The sequence below is a fragment of the Achromobacter sp. FW305-C-13 genome, assembly GCF_058783475.1.
Map to the genome: position 1 here is coordinate 837,442 of NZ_JBYSYN010000003.1, position 19,215 is coordinate 856,656.

Here is a 19,215-nt window from a genome sequence, read left to right on the forward strand (position 1 = left end):
TGCTGTGACTCCCGCGGGAGCGACAGGATCAGGAAGCGGACTTGACCGTGCCAGCCGTACGGGCGAAGCGGGCGCGGAACTTTTCCACACGGCCGGTTTCGACGATACGCGTTTGGGCGCCCGTGTAGAACGGGTGCGATTCGGAGGTCACGTCGCACTTGAAGAGCGGGTACGTCTTGCCGTCGATTTCGACGGTTTCGCGCGTGTGCACGGTCGAACGGGTGATGAACTTGTTGCCCGTTTGCAGATCGGCGAAAACGACATCGCGGTATTCGGGGTGAATGCCTTCTTTCATGGTGCTTTCCTAGGACTCGCGAGGAGTCTTTCTCAAAGTTGTAGGGTCGCCAGCCAGACCACGAAAACCGTTCACACAGAACGTCTACGCGAGGACTCTAGCCACGTATCCAAAAAGTAACCCCAAATTCTAGCATGGGAAATTCCCGATGCGCCAGCGCCCGAAGGCGGCCGGGCGTGGCCCGCCTTCGTGACTCCATAAGGGGACAGATTCCTCAGAGCTCGGTGCGCAGCTTCCATATTTCGGGAAACAGCACCACGTCCAGCATCCTTCGCAGGTAATCGACGCCGGAGGTGCCGCCGGTGCCGCGCTTGAAGCCGATGACCCGTTCGACCGTCGTGACGTGGCGGAATCGCCACAGGCGGAACGCGTCTTCCAGGTCGGTCAGCTTTTCGCCCAGCTGGTAAAGGTCCCAATATCGGTCGGTGTCGCGGTAGACCGTCAACCACGCGGCTTCGACGCCTTCCGAGGACTCGTAGGGCTGCGTCCAGTCGCGCTCCAGGCGGTCGGCCGGCACAGCCACGCCGTGGCGGGCCAGCAGGCGCAGCGCCTCGTCATACAGCGAAGGGGCCTCGTAAGCGGTGCGTACCTGCGCCAGCAGGTCTTCGCGGTGCGCATGCGGCTTGAGCATGGCCGCGTTCTTGTTGCCCAGCAGGAATTCCACCTGGCGGTACTGGTAGCTCTGAAAGCCGCTGGAACGGGCCAGATACGGACGTAGCGCGGAATACTCGGGCGGCGTCATGGTAGCCAGCACGTCCCAGGCGTGCACCAGCTGCTCCATGATCTTGCTGACGCGCGCCAGCATCTTGAAGGCGGGCTGCAGCCGGTCGGCGGCCACATTGGCGATGGCGGCACGCAACTCGTGCAGCATCAGCTTCATCCAGAGTTCGCTGGTCTGGTGCTGGATGATGAACAGCATCTCGTTGTGCTCGGGCGACAGCGGATGCTGCGCGCCCAGCAATTCGTCCAGATGCAGGTAGTCGCCATAGGTCATGTCGCGCGCGAAATCCAGCTGCGCCTTTTCCTCGTGGACGATGTCTTCGGGGCGGTGCGGGCAGCTCATGCTTGGCCTCCGTGGCAGGGCGGGGCAGCACGGCGGGCAGATGCGGGCAACGCGCGCCAGCTGGGCGCGTAGGGAGGAACGATTCTCATGGTCGAGCCTAGTCGAAAACGGGCGGCCAGGGCAGGCCGGCCGCCCAGTGGCCAGCGGACCAGCCTACAGTTCGCGCAAGACGGCGCGAACCGGGCTGGCATCGGCCTGGACCAGCGCCAACGGCAGGGCGATCAATTCGTAATCGCCTTCGGGCACATCATCGAGCACCAGGTTTTCCAGTACCCGCATGTCATGCCGCAATATCGTGTGGTGGCTGTCCAGGGTCTTGCTGGACGCGGGGTCGATGCTGGCGGTATCCAGCCCGATCAGCATGACGCCGCGTTCAGCCAGCCATTCGATGGTCTGGGGGGCGTAGGCAGAGAAATCGTCGGTCCACCAGTGCTGCGCCGCATGCTTGGCGGTGCGCACTAGCACGCGGGGAGGCAGATTCAGGGCCGCATGGGCCAGGTGGTCGGTCGTGATCAACGGGCCGCAATCCATGGCGTGGATGACACGACAGGGGCCCAGGAACGGTTCCAGCGACACCGCGCCGATGGCGGCGGCGCCGTTCTGGTAATGCAGTGGCGCATCCGCATGCGCGCCGATATGTGGCGACAGCGTGATTTCACTGACATTGACCGGACAGCCGGGCGTAAGCGACCACTTCCATTGCTGGCGGTACGGCGTGTCGCCGGGAAAGACAGGCGAAGCCGTGGAGACGGGCGGGGAAATATCCCACAGGCGTTTCATATGGCGGGAAGCGGTCGGATGATGCTGGAATAGGTTAAAGCCTAAAGCAATTCAGGGCGGTAGTCTAACGAATTCCGGCGCGATGCGCTGCGCCTACAAGCCACCTAGTTCCGCCATGGAGACGACCGTGGCGCCAGCGACGATCAGGTGGTCCAGCAGCTTGATGTCGACCAGCGCCAGGGCTTGTTTTAGTTGCTGGGTGAAGCCCCGGTCGGCCGCGCTGGCTTCGGCCAGCCCCGATGGGTGGTTATGGGCCACGATCAGCGCCGCGGCATGGTGGCGCAGGGCTTCGCGGACCACTTCGCGCGGGTAGACCGACGCCTGGGATAGCGTGCCGCGCGCCAGTTCGCCGGTGGCGATCACGCGCAACTGGTTATCCAGATACAGGGCGATGCAGTGCTCGACCCGGCGATGCCCCAGTGCGGTCATGCAATATTGTTTCACTTGGGAGGGGTGGCGCAGGGTGTCGCTGCGGGTCAGGTCTTCCTCGATGGCCCGGCGGGCCAGTTCCAGCAGGGCGGCAAGCGTGCACGATTTGGCTACGCCCAGGCCGGAAACGGTCATCAATTCCTCGGGGGTGGCGCCCAGCAGGCCCCGCAGGCCGGAAAAACGCTCCAGCAGGCGGCTGGACAAGTCCACCACGTTCATCCCGGGAATGCCCGTGCGCAGGGCGACGGCAAGCAGTTCGGCGTCCTGGAGCGCGCCGGCCCCGTGACGCAGCAGCCGCTCCCGGGGGCGCTCGTGTTTTGACAGCCGCACAGACAATTTCATAAGAGGCTCTAAAATCAAGGTTTATCCAATATCTATACGGTGGCAGATCTTGAGCATCGCCTCTAACGAAGTGAACGTTTTTGTCCGTCAGGATTCCTACCTAACGCTGCACTACCGGATCACCCTGGCTTCCGGGCCCGGCAAGGATTCCGTGTTCGCCGACACGTTTGACGGCCGTCCCGGCACGTTGCAGATGGGCGGCGGCCAGTGGGCGCCCGGCCTGGAGGCCGCGCTGATCGGCCATGCCGAAGGTGAACGGTTCAGCTTCACGCTGCAGCCGGCCGACGCCTACGGGGAACGCAATCCCGAACTGATCCAGCGCGTCACGCGCGCCATGATTGCCGAGCACGCCGGCCCCGACGCCGGTTTCGAGCCGGGCGATCTGGTGGAATTCACGGCGCCCAATGGCGGCCGCTATTCGGGCGTCCTGAAAGAGATCAATGACGAGTCGGCACTGTTCGACTTCAACCACCCGCTCGCGGGCGTCAGCTTGCGCGTGGACGTGGCGCTGCTGGGAGTCCTCTGATGAGCAAGGCCGTTACCGCCTCCGACGCCGAAGTCCTGCTGGCGCAGCCGCGCGGCTTCTGTGCCGGCGTGGACCGCGCCATCGACATCGTCGAGCGCGCGATCGAACTGCATGGCGCGCCGATCTATGTGCGCCACGAGATCGTCCACAACCGCTATGTAGTGGAAGACCTGCGCGCCAAGGGCGCGATCTTCATCGATGAGCTGGACGACGCGCCCTCGGGTTCCATCGTCGTGTTCTCGGCGCATGGCGTGTCCAAGGCGGTGCGTGCCGAAGCGGAATCCCGCGGCTTGCAGGTATTCGACGCTACCTGCCCGCTGGTCACCAAGGTCCATATCGAAGTGGCCCGCATGCGTGCGGCCGGCCGCGAGATCATCATGATCGGCCACAAGGGCCACCCCGAGGTTGAGGGAACGCTGGGCCAGGCGCAAGGGGGCATGTATCTGGTCGAGACCGTGGAAGACGTCGCGGGGCTGGAGGTCAACGACCCGGAAAATCTGGCTTACGTGACGCAGACGACCCTGTCGGTGGACGATGCCGCGGCCGTCTCGAAGGCGCTGAAGGCGCGCTTTCCCAGCATCGTCGAGCCCAAGAAGAGCGATATCTGCTATGCCACCCAGAACCGTCAGGACGCGGTCAAGGTGATGGCGCCCGATTGCGATCTGGTGCTGGTCGTGGGCAGCCCCAACAGCTCGAATTCCAACCGGTTGCGCGAAGTGGCCGAGCGCAAGGGCGTGGCCTCCTACCTGATCGACGGCGCAGACTCCATCGATCCGGCCTGGCTGGTGGACCGCAAGCGTATCGGCGTGACGGCGGGCGCGTCTGCACCGGAAATCCTGGTGCAGCAGGTCATCGACCGCGTCAAGGAGCTGGGCGCGGTGTCGGTGCGCACGATGCCCGGCCTGGAAGAGAATGTGGCGTTTCCGCTTCCTAAGGGCTTGTCGCGCAAGGCCGCGCAGACGGAATCGCTGGAATAGCGCCGGACGGAATGCGGCGCTGAAAAAAAACAGGCGCCGCACGCGCGGCGCCATCAGCACATCGAGGAGACTTCATGCAGTTGTACAGCTATTTCCGCAGCTCGGCCGCGTACCGCGTACGCATCGCCCTGAACCTGAAGGGCCTGTCCTACGAATACCTGCCGGTGCATCTGCTGAAGGACGGCGGGCAGCAGTTGTCGGAGGGGTATCGCAATATGAACCCGACGGCGCTGGTGCCCACGCTGATCGATGGCGACGCCGTCATCGGGCAGTCGCTCGCCATCATCGAATACCTGGAAGAAACCCATCCCCAGGCGCCGCTGCTGCCGGCCGACGCCATTGGCCGCGCCCGGGTACGCGATCTGGCCTTGGGCATTGCTTGCGACACGCACCCGCTGAACAACCTGCGCGTGTTGAAGTACCTCAAGCACACGCTGGGCGTGGACGAAGCCGCCAAGAACGCCTGGTACAAGCATTGGGTGCATCAGGGGCTGGAAGCGCTGGAAGCGCAACTGGCGCGATCCAGCGCCACGGGCCGTTTCTGCCACGGCGACACGCCGACCATCGCCGACCTGTGCCTGGTGCCGCAAGTGGCCAATGCGCAGCGCTTCGAGTGCGATCTCTCTGCGATGCCCAACGTGGTGCGCATTGACGCAGCCTGCCGCGAACTGCCGGCTTTCGCGGACGCCGCGCCGGGCAAGCAGCCCGACGCGGAGTAACGCTGGCGGTCAGGTTCAGCCGATCTGCACCGGAACGAAGATCTTGTCTTCGCCGCGCTGAACCAACAGGGCAACGGTCTTGCCCGCCTTGGACAGCGCATCCTTCACTTGCCCGATGTTGTGCACGGGCACGCCATTCAAGGACAGCAGTACGTCGCCCGGTTCGATGCCCGCTTTGGCGGCCGGGCCGGCGGCGCGTTCGATCAGCAAGCCTTCGGTGCCCGAAGCCTGCTGCTCCTGCGGGCTCAGCGGGCGCAGCGCCAGGCCCAATTGGCCGCGCTGTACGTCCTGGTCGCCCGCCGACGCCTGCGTCTTGTCCTTGGGGATGCCGCCCAGCGTGGCCACCAGTTCCTTGGGGGCACCGGCGCGCCAGACATCCAGCTTGATCTTTTCACCCGGCGAGGCCAGCGTGATCAGGGACGCCAGATCGCCCGAGGATACGATGGTCTTGTCGTCGATCTTCCGGACCACGTCGCCTGGCTGCAGGCCGGCCTTGTCGGCGGCGCTGCCTTTCTCGACGCTGGAGACCAGTGCGCCTGACGGCGAGTTCAGCTTGAAGGAGTTGGCCAGGTCCTGGTTCACTTCCTGCACCGTCACGCCCAACCGTGCATGCTGCACCTTGCCGTGCTCCAGGATCTGGTCCTTGATCTTGTAGGCCACGTCGATGGGGATCGAAAACGACAGGCCCTGGAATCCGCCGGTGCGGCTGTAGATCTGGGAATTGATGCCCACCACTTCGCCGCGGTCGTTGAACAGCGGGCCGCCCGAGTTGCCGGGGTTGACGGCCACGTCCGTCTGGATGAAGGGGACCGACGTGTCGTCCGGCAGCGAGCGCCCCTTGGCGCTGACGATGCCCGCGGTGGCAGTGTTTTCCAGGCCGTACGGCGAGCCGATGGCCAGCACCCATTCGCCCACTTGCAGCTGGTTCACGTCGCCGACTTTCACGACGGGCAGGTCCTTGGCGTCGATCTTGAGCACGGCCACGTCGGTCTGCGGATCCGCGCCCAGCACCTTGGCCTTGTACTCGCGGCGGTCGGTCAGCTTGACGGTGACTTCGCGGGCGTCTTGCACGACGTGCGCATTGGTCAGGATGATGCCGTCGTTGCTGATGATGAAGCCCGAGCCTTCGCCGCGCATCGGCACTTCGCGCGAGGGCATGCGGCCGCGGGATCCGGGGATCTGGCCAAAGAACTGGGCAAAGGGGTCATCGTCGTCGGCGGACACCTTGCGGGTGCCGCTGACGCTGATGTTCACGACGGCGGGCCCGAAGTCGCGCGTGATCTGCGCGAAATTGGGCGGGCTGGAAGTATTGATCGTCTGCGGGGTGGTGGCGACGGACGGCGCGTTGGCCGCCATCGACACGCCGCCGGTCATGGCGGTTGCGCCGGCGCCGCCAATGGCGCCAGCGGCCAGCAGCGCCAGCACCAGGCGCGAGGGGGTCAGTTGCGAGGTCTTCATGTCGGCTCCTGCGTTCATGTTTGAGGACATGGCGCTATGTTCGGGCCTGACACTTAGGTGAATCTTAAATTGCCGGACTCAATGCGGGCGGTTGAACGTCACCCGGGCGCGCAGTCCCTGTCCGCCCGGTGCGTCTTCCAGGAAGATCTCCGCACCGTGGCGGTCGGCGATGGCGCGGGCGATCGACAGCCCCAGGCCGCTGCCGTGCTGCGTGTTGCCTTCGGCGCGGTAGAAGCGGTCGAATACGCGCTCGCGTTCAGCGGGCGGAATGCCCGGGCCTTCGTCATCGATCATGAACGACGCCTTGTCCGCCGTCTGCTCCAGATGCAGACGGATGCGCTTGCCTTCGGGCGTATGCTTGACGGCGTTGTCCAGCAGGTTGCGCGCCAGCAGCACCAGCGCGTCGCGATGCCCCGTTATCCAGGCTTCGGCCGCGCCGTCCATGTCGATGCCGATCGATTTGGCGTTGGCTTGGGGCAAGGTTTCCGACAACGCCTGGCGCAGCACGTCGGCCAGGTCCACGGGGGCGGCAGGCGAGGGCTCGGCGGCGCTTTCGTGGCGGGCCATGGACAGCAATTGCTCGACCAGCCGGGTGGCGCGGTCAATGCCCGCCGCCAGGCGTTGTTCGGCCAGCTGGCGGCCTTCAGGGGAGCCGGCGCGTTGCAAGGCCTGTAGTTGCAGGCGCAGCGCGGTCAATGGCGAACGCAGCTCGTGTGCCGCATCACCCACGAACTGCTTCTGCTGGGCGAAGGCGCCCCGCATGCGTTCCAGCAGCAGGTTGAGTTCCTGGATCAGCGGTTGGATCTCGTCGGGCAGGCCCTGCACGTTGACGGGGGATAGGTCCTCGGGCTGGCGCGCCGCCACCTGGGCGCGGGCGCGCTTGACGGGGCGCAGCGACCAGCTGACCACGCACCAGATGATCAGCATCAGCAGGGGAGCGGCCGCGGCGATGGGGGCGATGGTGCGCAGAGCCAGCGCGCGCGCCATGTGCTTGCGCACGTCCATGTCCTGCGCGACCTGAATCACCTGGAACGGCGTGGCCAGCGAATACACGCGGTACGTGATGCCTTCCACCCGGGCGTCGGAGAACCCCAGCACGATCTGATCGGGCAGCGGGCGGCGCGAGCGCGAATTGAAGACCCGCAGGCCGTCCGGGGTCCAGATCTGGATGATCAGGTCGTCGGCAACCGGCGAACCTGCGCCGCGGGTGTGGGTTGGGCCGGTGCTGAGCAGCCCGTCGCCGGTGCCCAGCGACAGGGCGGTGCGTTGCAGCAGTGAATCGAAGATGTCGTCGGCTTGCGCCAGCGTGCTGCGATAGGCGATTGCACCTTGCACGAGTGCGCCGACCGCGATGGCGGCCAGCAGGAAGAAAAGCAGGCGCGCTCTCAGCGAGTAGCTAAGCCGGATGCTCATGTTTTGGGAATGACATAGCCGACGCCTCTGACGTTCTGGATCAGGTCCGGACCCAGTTTCTTGCGCAGGCCATGAATATAAACCTCAACGGCATTGCTGCTGACGCTGTCTTTCCAGCTGTAGAGCTTTTCTTCCAGTTGCGCGCGCGAAAAGATCATGCCGGGGCGGGCGATCAGGGGCTCCAGCACCGCCCATTCGCGGGCGGTCAGCGCAACCGGTGTGCCGTCCACCATGGCCGCGTGCGATTGCGGGTCGATGGTAATGCCATCGTGTTCAAACACCGGTTCGGCGCGGCCGGCGCTGCGGCGGATCAACGCGCGCATGCGGGCCAGCAGTTCGTCCACGTCGTAGGGTTTGACGACGTAATCGTCTGCGCCCGCGTCCAATCCGGCGATGCGGTCGCTGACGGCGTCCCGCGCGGTGGCGATGAGCACCGGCGTGCGGTCCTTGCGCGTGCGCAAGTCGCGCAGCAAGGTCAGGCCATCGCGTTTGGGCAGGCCCAGGTCCAGCAGGATCAGGTCGTAGGTGTCGGTGCGCAAGGCCAGTTCCGCGGCGTTGCCGTCCTTGACCCAGTCGACGGCGTAGTGCTCCGCGCGCAGGCAGTCCAATACGCTTTCACCGATCATGATGTCGTCTTCGACGAGTAGGATGCGCATGGCGGTCTTCGCTTGGTGTAGAAGGAGTCCAGGAAGTTGGACGCCCGCCAGGCGAATGGAGTTCCCGTAACCGGGTAGCCTGCAAGAGAAGAGAGGGGAGCGGAAATGAAAAAAGCAGCCCGAGAGGGCTGCTTTTTGAATTTGGTGCCGGCAATAGGAGTCGAACCTACGACCTTCGCATTACGAATGCGCTGCTCTACCAACTGAGCTATGCCGGCAAGACCATTTGCTTCGATTCTTGCGTGCCGGTGTTGAATTCGGCAATGCTGGAACTGCAAGCAAAACATCTTTGTTCTTCCCAGTTCGCTGCCCTGTTTATGGGGCCTGATCTGGAAAGACCGAAATCATATCAGAGTTTTTTCGCGATGGGAAACAAACGGACCAAAAAGAATTAAAAAAATCGCGATTTGCGCGCGCCAAAAATTTAGGTCATAATTACGTTCTTGGCAGATCCCCGATAGCTCAGTCGGTAGAGCGACGGACTGTTAATCCGCAGGTCGCTGGTTCGAGCCCAGCTCGGGGAGCCAAAAGAATTCAGTACCGACACCGTTCAGCGCGCAAGCCAATGCCCAAGCGCCGAACAACAGCCAGGGTCATTCACGAAAGTGGGTGGCCCTTTTTGTTTTCCGCTCAATCCTCATTCGCGCGTCACGCAACCCCGCGCAGCGCCTGCCCTGCACGCTGGGTACCTGCTCGATCCTCCCCAACCTTGCTTGCCTGATGTCCTGTCCGCGCCGCTGGCGGGTCGCGCAATCATTGCTTGCTGTTCGCGCTTAAATTGTTATGTAATAACATTCTAATTTTGGAGCGAAGCGATGATGCGGATTGATGAAACGAACCCGTTGCGCGACGGGCGTCTGCCGGTGACGGTGCTGTCGGGGTTTCTGGGTGCGGGAAAGACGACGCTGCTCAACCACGTGTTGAACAACCGCGAGGGCCGTCGGGTCGCGGTCATCGTTAATGACATGTCGGAGGTCAACATCGACGCCCGCCTGGTGCGCGAAGGTGGTGCGGCGCTGTCACGCGCCGACGAAAAATTGGTCGAGATGAGTAATGGGTGCATCTGCTGTACGCTCCGCGAAGACCTGCTCATCGAGATCAGCCGCCTGGCGGCCGAGGGGCGTTTCGATTATCTGCTGATCGAATCGACGGGGATCTCCGAGCCCTTGCCGGTGGCCGAGACCTTCACCTTCCGCGATGAGGACGGGGCCAGCCTGGACGATATCGCCCGGCTGGACACGATGGTCACGGTGGTGGATGCTTTCAACTTCCTGCGTGACTACTCCAGCAGGGATCGCCTGGCCGAGCGGGGCGAGGCGTTGGGCGACGAGGATGCGCGCACGGTTGTCGATCTGTTGATCGAGCAGGTGGAATTCTGTGATGTCATCGTCTTGAATAAGACCGACCTGGTGGAAGCTGCGGAGTTGGCGCGCCTGGAAGCGATGTTGCACGGCCTGAATCCCCGTGCGGAAATCGTGAGGAGCGAGTTCGGCCGGGTGCCGATGGCTAGCGTGTTGGATACGGGCCGGTTCGATTTTGAAGCTGCGTCGCAGGCGCCCGGCTGGTTGAAGGAATTGCGGGGCGAGCACGTCCCGGAGAGCCAGGAATATGGCATCGGCAGTTTCGTGTTTCGCGCCCGGCGCCCGTTCCATCCGCAGCGGTTCTGGGATTGCATCCATCAGGAATGGCCTGGTGTGGTGCGGTCGAAAGGTTATTTCTGGCTGGTGACACGCCCGGGGTACGCGGCATCGTGGTCGCAGGCAGGGCCCATCATGCGCCATGGCGCGGTGGGATACTGGTGGGCGGCCTTACCGCGCGAGCAGTGGCCCGAGGATGGAGAGGCGAGGGCGGCGATCGTGTCGGAATGGGATCCGATCTACGGCGACCGGTGCCAGGAGCTGGTGTTGATCGGCATCGGCATGGACGAGGCGGCGCTGCGGGCGCGCCTGCAGGCCTGCTTGATGACGCAGGAAGAAATGACGCGGCCCGCGAGCGAGCTGGCGGCGATAACAGATCCGTTTCCGGTGTGGGAGCGGCCGCAGAATCCGGGGTAGCGCCCGTTGGGTGAGGGGACATGGACGAGGACAAGCGCATCGGCGTGACGGTGATTTCGGGATTTCTGGGCAGCGGCAAGACCACGTTGCTGAACCGTCTGCTGCACGAACCGGCCTACGCCGATGCGTTGGTCATCGTCAACGAATACGGCGACGTCGGCGTTGATCACCATCTGGTGCGCCTGGCGCCGGCCAATGTCGTGCTGATCGAGGGCGGCTGCCTGTGCTGTGTCGTCAGCGGTGCCGTGGTGGACGCCCTGCGCGATCTTTTCATGCTGGCGCTAAGCCGCCGGATCAAGCCCTTTCGGCGTGTGCTGATCGAAACCAGCGGGCTGGCGGACCCTGCGTCAACGCTGTTCATGCTCAAGCACGACCGGTTCCTGTCCGAGCGTTACGCGTACCGTGGCGCGATCGTGGTGGTGGACGTGCGCCACGGAGAGGTGCAACTGGCGACGCAGGCCGAGGCGTCGCGGCAATTGGCGCTGGCCGATACCGTCGTGCTCAGCAAATCGGACCTGGCGGACGCGGCGCAATTGCGGCGGGTGGAGCAGGCGGTCATTGCCATCAATCCTGGGGCGCAACGTTGCGTCCAGCGTCAGGACGCGCCGCTGGCGGGCATCTTGCGGGAAGGTCCCGATGTGATGGTGCGGCGCGATGGCGTGGCGCTCGCGAACTGGCTTCAGGCGTTTGCGCGGCCGGTCGGCGACCGCCACGCGCGGGTCTCCAGTTTTTCGCTGACCTTGTCCTCGCCGCTGGGGCGCGCAGCCTTCCTGGCGGGCGTGTCGCGTATCCAGGAGCGCTTCGGTCAGGGGCTGCTGCGGATGAAGGGGCTGGTTTGCTTCGAGGGCGAGGCGTTACCGTGCGAGGTCCATGGTGTACATGGTGAGCTTTATCCCCTGCGCACGCTGTCGCAATGGCCAGGCGATGACCGCGCGTCGCATCTGGTCTATATCCTGCGCGGCCTGGACGCCGCGATGGTGCGCGCCGAGGTCTGCGAGGCGCTGGGGCAGTTGCCTGCCTGAGCGCTGCCGCCCCGATTTCGCTGTCGGGCTGCCTGACGCTTTGTCGCTATTTGGGCACGGATGTTGCACGGAAATACGGTATAACCGGTACGGTCTGATGCAAGAACCGAGACAATCATGGATCGTCTGAAAGCCATGCAGGTGTTCGTGGAAGTCGCTGACCGGGGAAGCCTGTCGGCGGCGGCGGTCCATCTGGACATGTCGCGAGCGATGGTGTCGCGGTATCTGGCCGAAATGGAGCAGTGGGTGGGGGTGCGTTTGCTGCACCGCACGACCCGCCGGCTTAGCCTCACGCCCGCCGGGGCGGAAACCTTGCCGCGATGCCGGCAGATGCTCGATATGGTGGGTGACCTGCGTAGCGCGGTCTCCACGCCTGAAGACACGCCGCGCGGCTTGCTGCGCATCACGACCAGCATGTCCTTCGGTTCGAAGCATCTGGCCAGCGCGGTCACGGACTACGTCAAGCTGCATCCCGGCACGTCGGTGGATCTGATGCTGGTCGAACGCGCCGTCAATCTGGTGGAGGAGCGGGTGGACCTGGCCGTACGGATCACCAACGACCTCGATCCCAACCTGATCGCCCGAAAATTGGCCGTCTGCCGTTCGGTGGTGTGCGCATCCCCGGAATACCTGGCACGCGAAGGCGTGCCTGCCCGCATCGAAGACCTGTCCTTGCGCAACTGCCTGACGCATTCCTATTTCGGCAAAAGCCTGTGGCGCTTCGAACGCGACGGCCAGCCGGTGGATGTGCCGGTCAGCGGCAATATCAGTGCGAACGAGGTTTCCGTGCTGCTGAGCGCCGCGCTGGAGGGGGCGGGCATCGCGATGTTGCCGACTTACTATGCGGCAGAATATGTGGCGGCAGGGCGCCTGAAGGCCATCCTGCCACAATGCAAACCGCAGGAACTGGGGATTTACGGTGTTTATGCCTCGCGCCGCCAGATGCCGCTGATCCTGCGTTCGATGCTGGATTTTCTGGTGGAACGGCTGGGTTCTGCACCCTGGGACAAGGCCGCCGCAGCGTCTGCGGTGCCGCCCATCTTGTCGTCTTGAGGCGCCCGGCTGCGGGCGCTCGGGCTTGAGGCCCGGAGTTATGGCGGTATAATTTGGACATTGCTTTGGCGGGCGGGTCGCTTTGATCTCGCGTTTCTGCCAGCAAACCATTTTGCGGCGGGCGGTTGTCCGCTAGCATGTAGTCGTCGAAAACATCTAAGAATCGTAAGTCCGGCCTGGGGTTGGCCAACGCATTGCGAAGCCGGTCTTCGTATGCACGAGGGGGAGCATGGGGTTCAGGGAGCGGCAACTGGCCGCAATACCGAATCCGATGCCTGACGATCCGGGTTCTTGATACTGATCGCTGCGGGAAAATGGCGCTGGGTTACCGGCGGGTCCCGCAGGCTTGTTGGCGAGTGAGGCCAGCTTTTCCAGAATTGCTCAAGGCGTCTGCCGCGATGAAAGTCGGGCAGGCATATCGCCCTATCTTGATCGGTACGGCTGTTTAGGCGCATGTTCGCCGCGCAGTCCGTCATGCATGGCAATCATCACAGGAATTTTGTGAACATTACGCAAACCAATGCCGTCTGTAGCGGGTCCACTTTCATGGTGGCCCTGCCGGCGGGTGCGGGCGTGATGTCCATTTTCGGTTTTGCGGCCACTGCTTCGGCTGGCGCCAAAGCAGTGCGCGCAGCATTTGTTGCTGCGCATTCTTCGCAAACCTTGATTTTGCAAACACAAATGAAAAAGGCCCGGCGCATTCGCCAGGCCTTCGTCAATTTGGTTGCGGGGGCAGGATTTGAACCTACGACCTTCGGGTTATGAGCCCGACGAGCTGCCAGACTGCTCCACCCCGCGTCTGAGAAAAGAATATTAACCTTATTTTCAACCTAGCGCAAGTTAGCCCTTTTTGAATTTGAATGTCGATGAACGATAGCGAGGCAATACTCGTGCTGGAAACCGCGCTGCTATGCGCGGTGCAGCCGATGCAACTGTCCGATATGCGCAAGCTATTCGGGGACGATGAACAATTCGACAACAGCAAACTGCGTGCGCTGTTGGAGACGCTGCAAAGCAATTGGGCCGATGGCGGCCTGGAGCTGGTGCAGCTGGCAAGCGGGTGGCGTTTCCAGAGCCGTCCGCACATGCAGCGCTACCTGGAGCGGCTGAGTCCTGAAAAGCCGCCCAAGTATTCGCGCGCCGTCATGGAAACGCTGGCGATCGTGGCCTGGCGCCAGCCGGTCACTCGCGGCGACATCGAGGATATCCGTGGCGTCACCGTGTCTTCGCAAATCGTGAAGGCGCTGGAGGACCGGGGGTGGATCGAGGTCATCGGGCATCGCGATGCGCCGGGGCGTCCGGCCCTGTTCGGCACCACGCGCCAGTTCCTGGATGATCTGGGCTTGCGGGCGCTGGATGAGCTTCCGCCGCTGGAATCGGCGCAAGCCGCCGCGGCGCTGGCCGGGCTGGATCTGGGCGAAGTGCAACAGATCACAGGCGAGGGCGCCGCGCCCGCCGAGGAGGCGGCGCAGGACGAAACCGCGGTGGCTGTCGAAGGCGAAACCGAGCCCGCGCAAGGTGAAATCCCCGTCGACGTGCCGTCCGAAGTGGACGAAAATGACAATATCCCGGTTGCGGAATTGTCTGTTTCGGAACACGATGCACCCATAGCCCCGGGCGATAGCGTAGAATCCGTCGTTTCGCGCACAGAAGAAGGCGCGGATCCCGCAGACGAACCCACCGTCCGGGAGCAAGCCGAAGGCTTGTCCAATACGCCGACCCCGTCCGGTTTTCCCGACGAAGGGGCCGGCAGCGACATTTCCGATATAGCCGCCGACGTCACAGAGGCCGGTGCTGCAAAGGAAAGTGTCGAGAACGCAAAACACGCGGAACCGACCGAACCGATTGACGAGACCGATCACGCAGCGCCTGGCGCCGCCGGGCACGAGCCCGCCATCGGCCTTGACGAACGTGTTCGGCCCGACCCCGATGCCGCCTTTACGGCGTCGGACGAGGCAGATCCGGAGCGGCCTGGCGCCGACCGCGAGTCGGCGTCCCCTGATGATGACGAGCTTGCCCCTGGCAAGCCTACCCAAGTTTGAAATTCGGAGCTGTCCCAGTGACAACGAATACAGCAATGCAGGACGACAATCCCCGTTCGGATGACACCGTTTCCAACGGTCAGCCGGAATCTTCCGCCGCGCGCGAGCCGGCAGCCGAAGGTGAGGCCGGCGCCCGTGGGCGTGGGCGCAAGCTGAGGACGCCGTTCCGCCGCCGTCGCGGCGACGCCGCGGCCGAGCAAGCGCCGGCTGCCGAGGGTCAGCAGTCCGTGGCCGCCGCCGCTCCGGTCGAGTCGCCTGACTCCCGCGGTGGCGAGCAGGAGGCCGAGCAGGCCCTGGCGTACCTCGATTCCGCGGACCGCATGGAGCAGCGCCTGGGCAAGTACCTGAACAGCGATTCGGTCATGCCCAAGCTGCATAAGGTGCTGGCGGATGCCGGCATCGGTTCGCGCCGCGAAATGGAAGAATTGATCGTCGCGGGCCGTGTGTCGGTCAACGGCGAGCCGGCCCATATCGGCCAGCGCGTGGCGCCGAACGACCAGGTTCGCGTCAACGGCAAGCCCATCATGCGCGTGAATACGAAGAAGCCGCCGCGCGTGATCCTGTATCACAAGCCGGCCGGCGAAATCGTCAGCCACGACGATCCGGGCGGCCGTGCCAGCGTCTTTGCGCGCTTGCCCAAGCTGCGTACGGGCAAATGGCTGTCGGTGGGCCGCCTGGACTTGAATACCGAAGGTCTGCTGATTTTCACGACCTCGGGCGATATGGCCAACCGGATCATGCATCCCCGTTATGGCACCGAGCGCGAATATGCGGTCCGCGTGTTGGGTGAAATGGACGAGGCGCAGCGCCAGTCGCTGGTCGACGGCATCGAGCTCGAAGACGGCTTGGCCGCCTTCGGCGCGCTGGACTACCTGGGCGGCGACGGCAGCAACCGCTGGTATCGCGTGACCCTGCAGGAAGGCCGCAACCGGGAAGTCCGCCGCATGTTCGAAGCGGTCGGCGTGACGGTCAGCCGTCTGATCCGCACCCGTTTCGGCGACGTGGTGCTGCCGCGTACGCTGCGTCGCGGCCGCTGGGAAGAATTGGATGGTTCGCTGGTCACCGCGCTGATGGTTCAACTGGGACTGTTGCGTGAAGACGACGAATCCGGCGGCAATCGTCGCCGCTCGAAGCAGCCGCAATCGCATGACAGCGCGCTGCCTCCGGGCTTTGGCACCATGGATCGCAATGGCATGAACGGCGCCCGCATCGGCCGCCGCGGCAAACTGCAGGGCGGCCGTCTGGGCAGCGCGGGCCAAACGGCCGCGTGTCCGTCGGATCCGTTCGGCACCGGCCTGATGATCGCGGGCGGTTATGCCAACGGCCATCCGCTGGCAGCCGAAGGCGCTGGCGGCAATCGCAAGGGCGGCAAGCCTGGCGGCGGCCGTTCGGCGGCACCTGCGGGCGGTGGCCGGCCGGGTGGAAAGCAGGGCGGCAGGCCGGGTGGCAACCAGGGTGGCAAACCGGGCGGCAAGCCGCGTGGTCCGCGGTCGGCAGCGGCCAATGGCCCGTCGGGCGGCGTGGCGTCGTCGGACGTCGCGGTGGGCAATGTGGCCGAAGCGCCGCTGGGCGGTGGTGGCCGCAAGCCTTCGGGCCGTAAGCCTGGCGGCAACAAGCCGGCGGGCGCGGGCGGCGGCAACAGCCGCGGCGGCAAGCCGGCAGGCGCCGGCCGTGGCGGCAACAAGGCTGATGGATCGCCCCGCGCAGCGGGAAGCGGCGCCGGCAACAACAAGGGTCCCGGAGCTGGCGGCAAGCCGCGCGCACCGCGCAACGCTTCGGCCTCATCCTCGCCTCGTGGTGACGACTGGCAGCCGCGTGGTGCGTCGGCCCACGAATCGCGTCTTGGCGTGATGGGCGGACGTGGCCGTCAGGGCCGCTAAGCGCTATCAGGCGGCGGGCTTGGCGCGCCGCCGGGTCCGATGTGTCCCATATAAACGTAAGCCCGTGACGAATCAGGCGTTTTTCCGGTTTATCTGGTAAAATCAATGGTTTTCATGGCTTCGCGTCATTGCTTTTTGTGTGGCAATGGCGTTTGGCGTGGCTGCAAGCAGGCGATAGAGCCAGCGATGTAGTCAGGCAGCAGCCAGTGTTGTGCCGCAATGAGTGTGCGCTGTAAGTTAGGGTCCGATATCGGGCCGGTAGGCTGGGCGCAGTAGGCGGTAGGCAAGAGCAGTTGGCATCGGCGTTGCGCCAAGTGCCGTCAGGCCCGGAATGACGGGTGGGGGCGGGACTGTGTGGGGGAAACCCGTGGCGCAATCCACAAATTAGGTCGCAATATAGGGCGCTGCCCAGCATTGCTCCTTACGTGCAGTAGGGAAGCGGCTGGGCTCTGCGCAATATCGGTGGGCTGGGCGTGCAGCCCATTTTTTTTGAGTATATGGCTGATTTATTCGCATTGACCGAAGAGGCTTTGGCCGGCATGGACGTCGAACTCGTGGACGTCGAGCGTGCCGCCCTGGGCCTTTTGCGCGTGACGATCGATCGGGTCGGCGGTGTGCGCATCGAAGACTGTGAGCAGGTGTCTCGCCAATTGTCGCGGGTGTTTGAAGTCGAGAACATCGACTACAAGCGGCTGGAAGTCGGCTCGCCGGGCATTGACCGCCCGTTGCGCAACGAGAACGAGTTCCGCCGTTTCGCTGGCGAGCGCATCGAAATCAAGCTGCGCGAGGCATTAGACGGACGTAAGGTCTTCTCCGGCACGTTGACCGTGCCCGAAGACGACGCCGCCGCCTCCGACGCCGCTGCTGGCATGCACAAGACCGTGTTCGGTCTCGAATTTGAGGCAAAAAAGAACGAAGTCCAGGTTTTGAATTTCACGGTCGATGACATCGAACGTGCAAAACTGGATCCCGTTCTGGATTTCAAGGGCAAAAAGCGATGAGTCGCGAAATTCTTCTGTTGGTCGATGCCTTGGCGCGTGAAAAGAACGTCACGCGCGACGTCGTGTTCGGTGCACTGGAAAGTGCGCTGGCCTCGGCCATGAAAAAGCGCTTCAAGGATGATGCGGACATTCGTGTCGCCATCGATAGGGAAACCGGCGATCACGAAGGCTTCCGCCGCTGGCTGGTGGTGCCGGACGAAGCCGGGCTGCAAGAACCCGACAAGCAGGAAATGCTGTCGGATGCAGTGGAAATCGTCCCTGGCATCCAGGAAGGCGAATACATCGAAGAGCCGCTCGAGCCCATCGAATTCGGCCGTATCGGCGCGCAGGCGGCCAAGCAGGCCATTCTGCAAAAGATCCGTGACGCCGAACGCGAACAGGTGCTGAACGACTTCCTGGACCGTGGCGAAACCATCGTGTCCGGTACGATCAAGCGCATGGACAAGGGCGACGCCATTGTCGAAACGGGCAAGATCGAAGCACGCCTGCCGCGTTCCGAAATGATCCCGAAGGAAAACCTCCGGGTTGCCGACCGCGTCCGCGCTTTCGTGTTGCGTGTTGACCACGCCGCGCGTGGCCAGCAAGTGATCCTGTCGCGCACCTCGCCCGAGTTCATCCGCCAGCTGTTCGAGAACGAAGTTCCGGAAATCGAACAGGGCCTGCTGGAGATCAAGGCAGCTGCCCGCGATGCCGGCGTGCGTGCGAAGATCGCCGTGGTGGCTTACGATAAGCGTATCGACCCCATCGGCACGTGTGTGGGCATGCGCGGTTCGCGTGTGACCGCGGTTCGCAACGAGCTGGGCGGCGAGCAGGTCGATATCGTGCTGTGGTCGGAAGACCCCGCGCAGTTTGTCATTGGCGCCCTGGCGCCGGCCAACGTCGAATCGATCGTCGTTGATGAAGACAAGCATGCGATGGACGTTGTCGTCGACGAAGAAAACCTGCCCAAGGCCATCGGCGCCAAGGGTCAGAACGTGCGCCTGGCGTCCGAACTGACTGGCTGGCAGATCAACATCATGACGCCGGAAGAAAGCCTGAACCGCCAGGAAGTCGAGCGGTCGGGTCTGCGCGCCACGTTCATGAGCAAGCTGGACGTCGACGAAGAAGTTGCCGACATCCTGATCGACGAAGGTTTCACCGGTATCGAGGAAATCGCTTACGTGCCCATGCAAGAACTGCTGGAAATCGAAGCGTTTGACGAAGACACCATCAATGAATTGCGCGCCCGTGCCCGCAATGCGCTGCTGACTGAGGCAATTGCCCAGGAAGAGCGCCTTGAGACCGCACAGGATTTGCTTGAACTCGAAGGCATGACGCAAGAACTGGCTGGCAAGCTGGCCGAGCGTCAAGTGCATACGCGTGATGATCTGGCCGAACTGGCAACGGACGAACTGGCGGAAATCGCCGGCTTGACCGAGCAGGAAGCCAGCGACCTCATCATGCGTGCCCGCGCCCATTGGTTCGACGAAGAATAACCAAAAGGACACGGGTCTGCGGTGTGTAGT

General features: G+C 63.8%; 17 protein-coding genes and 3 tRNA genes. 11 read left to right on the top strand and 9 right to left on the bottom strand.

Translation table 11 applies throughout. The annotated features are described in order from the left end of the window. Nucleotides 1-28: 28 nt before the first annotated feature. The 4 genes from AC3WMU_RS22730 to radC form a co-directional block, all read right to left on the bottom strand. Nucleotides 29-295, bottom strand: a complete 267-nt coding sequence (locus tag AC3WMU_RS22730) for a type B 50S ribosomal protein L31 (RefSeq protein ID WP_006225101.1) — start codon at nt 293-295, stop codon at nt 29-31. Nucleotides 296-509: 214 nt separating this feature from the next. Next, nucleotides 510-1,358 (bottom strand): tryptophan 2,3-dioxygenase, encoded by an 849-nt coding sequence (gene kynA, locus AC3WMU_RS22735; RefSeq protein ID WP_006225100.1) that lies wholly within the window; start codon nt 1,356-1,358, stop codon nt 510-512. Nucleotides 1,359-1,511: 153 nt separating this feature from the next. Continuing rightward, a complete protein-coding gene (gene kynB, locus AC3WMU_RS22740) occupies nt 1,512-2,138 on the bottom strand; it encodes an arylformamidase (protein ID WP_006225099.1) in 627 nt (208 codons plus the stop codon). Nucleotides 2,139-2,231: 93 nt separating this feature from the next. Beyond that, the gene (gene radC, locus AC3WMU_RS22745; protein WP_006225098.1) at nt 2,232-2,909 is read right to left on the bottom strand and encodes a RadC family protein; all 678 of its coding nucleotides are present in this window, start codon (nt 2,907-2,909) and stop codon (nt 2,232-2,234) included. Nucleotides 2,910-2,958: 49 nt separating this feature from the next. On the opposite strand from radC, the gene AC3WMU_RS22750 reads away from it, so the two are divergent. The 3 genes from AC3WMU_RS22750 to maiA all read left to right on the top strand — a co-directional run bounded on the left by AC3WMU_RS22750 (nt 2,959) and on the right by maiA (nt 5,131). Next, entirely contained in the window at nt 2,959-3,435 is a 477-nt protein-coding gene (locus tag AC3WMU_RS22750; RefSeq protein ID WP_492283010.1) for an FKBP-type peptidyl-prolyl cis-trans isomerase, read from the top strand. Further along, nucleotides 3,435-4,412 (top strand): 4-hydroxy-3-methylbut-2-enyl diphosphate reductase, encoded by a 978-nt coding sequence (ispH, locus tag AC3WMU_RS22755; protein ID WP_006225096.1) that lies wholly within the window; start codon nt 3,435-3,437, stop codon nt 4,410-4,412. The genes AC3WMU_RS22750 and ispH overlap by 1 nt, the downstream gene beginning before the upstream one ends. Before the next feature lie 74 nt (nt 4,413-4,486). After that, complete coding sequence (gene maiA, locus AC3WMU_RS22760; protein WP_006225095.1) at nt 4,487-5,131, top strand: maleylacetoacetate isomerase; 645 nt, start codon at nt 4,487-4,489, stop codon at nt 5,129-5,131. A gap of 15 nt (nt 5,132-5,146) precedes the next feature. Here maiA and AC3WMU_RS22765 read toward each other — a convergent pair whose 3' ends face one another. From AC3WMU_RS22765 to AC3WMU_RS22780, 4 genes are all read right to left on the bottom strand, one after another. After that, entirely contained in the window at nt 5,147-6,589 is a 1,443-nt protein-coding gene (locus AC3WMU_RS22765; protein ID WP_492283011.1) for a DegQ family serine endoprotease, read from the bottom strand. Between the two features lie 78 nt (nt 6,590-6,667). After that, a complete protein-coding gene (locus AC3WMU_RS22770) occupies nt 6,668-8,002 on the bottom strand; it encodes an ATP-binding protein (RefSeq protein WP_492283012.1) in 1,335 nt (444 codons plus the stop codon). Next, nucleotides 7,999-8,658, bottom strand: a complete 660-nt coding sequence (locus AC3WMU_RS22775) for a response regulator (RefSeq protein WP_088590205.1) — start codon at nt 8,656-8,658, stop codon at nt 7,999-8,001. The genes AC3WMU_RS22770 and AC3WMU_RS22775 overlap by 4 nt, the downstream gene beginning before the upstream one ends. Before the next feature lie 142 nt (nt 8,659-8,800). Next, nucleotides 8,801-8,876, bottom strand: a tRNA-Thr gene (locus AC3WMU_RS22780). 233 nt (nt 8,877-9,109) lie between these two features. On the opposite strand from AC3WMU_RS22780, the gene AC3WMU_RS22785 reads away from it, so the two are divergent. The 4 genes from AC3WMU_RS22785 to AC3WMU_RS22800 all read left to right on the top strand — a co-directional run bounded on the left by AC3WMU_RS22785 (nt 9,110) and on the right by AC3WMU_RS22800 (nt 12,787). Then, a tRNA-Asn gene (locus AC3WMU_RS22785) sits at nt 9,110-9,185 on the top strand. Between the two features lie 288 nt (nt 9,186-9,473). Next, nucleotides 9,474-10,712, top strand: coding sequence for a zinc metallochaperone GTPase ZigA (zigA, locus tag AC3WMU_RS22790; RefSeq protein WP_492283013.1), 1,239 nt, complete (start codon nt 9,474-9,476; stop codon nt 10,710-10,712). A gap of 20 nt (nt 10,713-10,732) precedes the next feature. Then, nucleotides 10,733-11,734: a CobW family GTP-binding protein gene (locus tag AC3WMU_RS22795; protein WP_280025359.1), complete on the top strand. Its 1,002-nt coding sequence runs from the start codon at nt 10,733-10,735 to the stop codon at nt 11,732-11,734. Nucleotides 11,735-11,851: 117 nt separating this feature from the next. Continuing rightward, nucleotides 11,852-12,787, top strand: coding sequence for a LysR family transcriptional regulator (locus AC3WMU_RS22800; RefSeq protein ID WP_492283014.1), 936 nt, complete (start codon nt 11,852-11,854; stop codon nt 12,785-12,787). A gap of 721 nt (nt 12,788-13,508) precedes the next feature. Here the strand turns inward: AC3WMU_RS22800 and AC3WMU_RS22805 are convergent. Continuing rightward, nucleotides 13,509-13,585, bottom strand: a tRNA-Met gene (locus tag AC3WMU_RS22805). A gap of 62 nt (nt 13,586-13,647) precedes the next feature. Here AC3WMU_RS22805 and scpB point away from each other — a divergent pair. From scpB to nusA, 4 genes are all read left to right on the top strand, one after another. Beyond that, nucleotides 13,648-14,829 (top strand): SMC-Scp complex subunit ScpB, encoded by a 1,182-nt coding sequence (scpB, locus tag AC3WMU_RS22810; protein ID WP_424922716.1) that lies wholly within the window; start codon nt 13,648-13,650, stop codon nt 14,827-14,829. A 35-nt stretch (nt 14,830-14,864) separates the two neighbouring features. Further along, entirely contained in the window at nt 14,865-16,709 is a 1,845-nt protein-coding gene (locus tag AC3WMU_RS22815) for a pseudouridine synthase (protein ID WP_424625699.1), read from the top strand. A gap of 497 nt (nt 16,710-17,206) precedes the next feature. Beyond that, nucleotides 17,207-17,710 (top strand): ribosome maturation factor RimP, encoded by a 504-nt coding sequence (gene rimP / locus AC3WMU_RS22820; protein ID WP_006225086.1) that lies wholly within the window; start codon nt 17,207-17,209, stop codon nt 17,708-17,710. Next, a complete protein-coding gene (nusA, locus tag AC3WMU_RS22825) occupies nt 17,707-19,185 on the top strand; it encodes a transcription termination factor NusA (RefSeq protein ID WP_006225085.1) in 1,479 nt (492 codons plus the stop codon). The genes rimP and nusA overlap by 4 nt, the downstream gene beginning before the upstream one ends. Nucleotides 19,186-19,215: the final 30 nt, after the last annotated feature.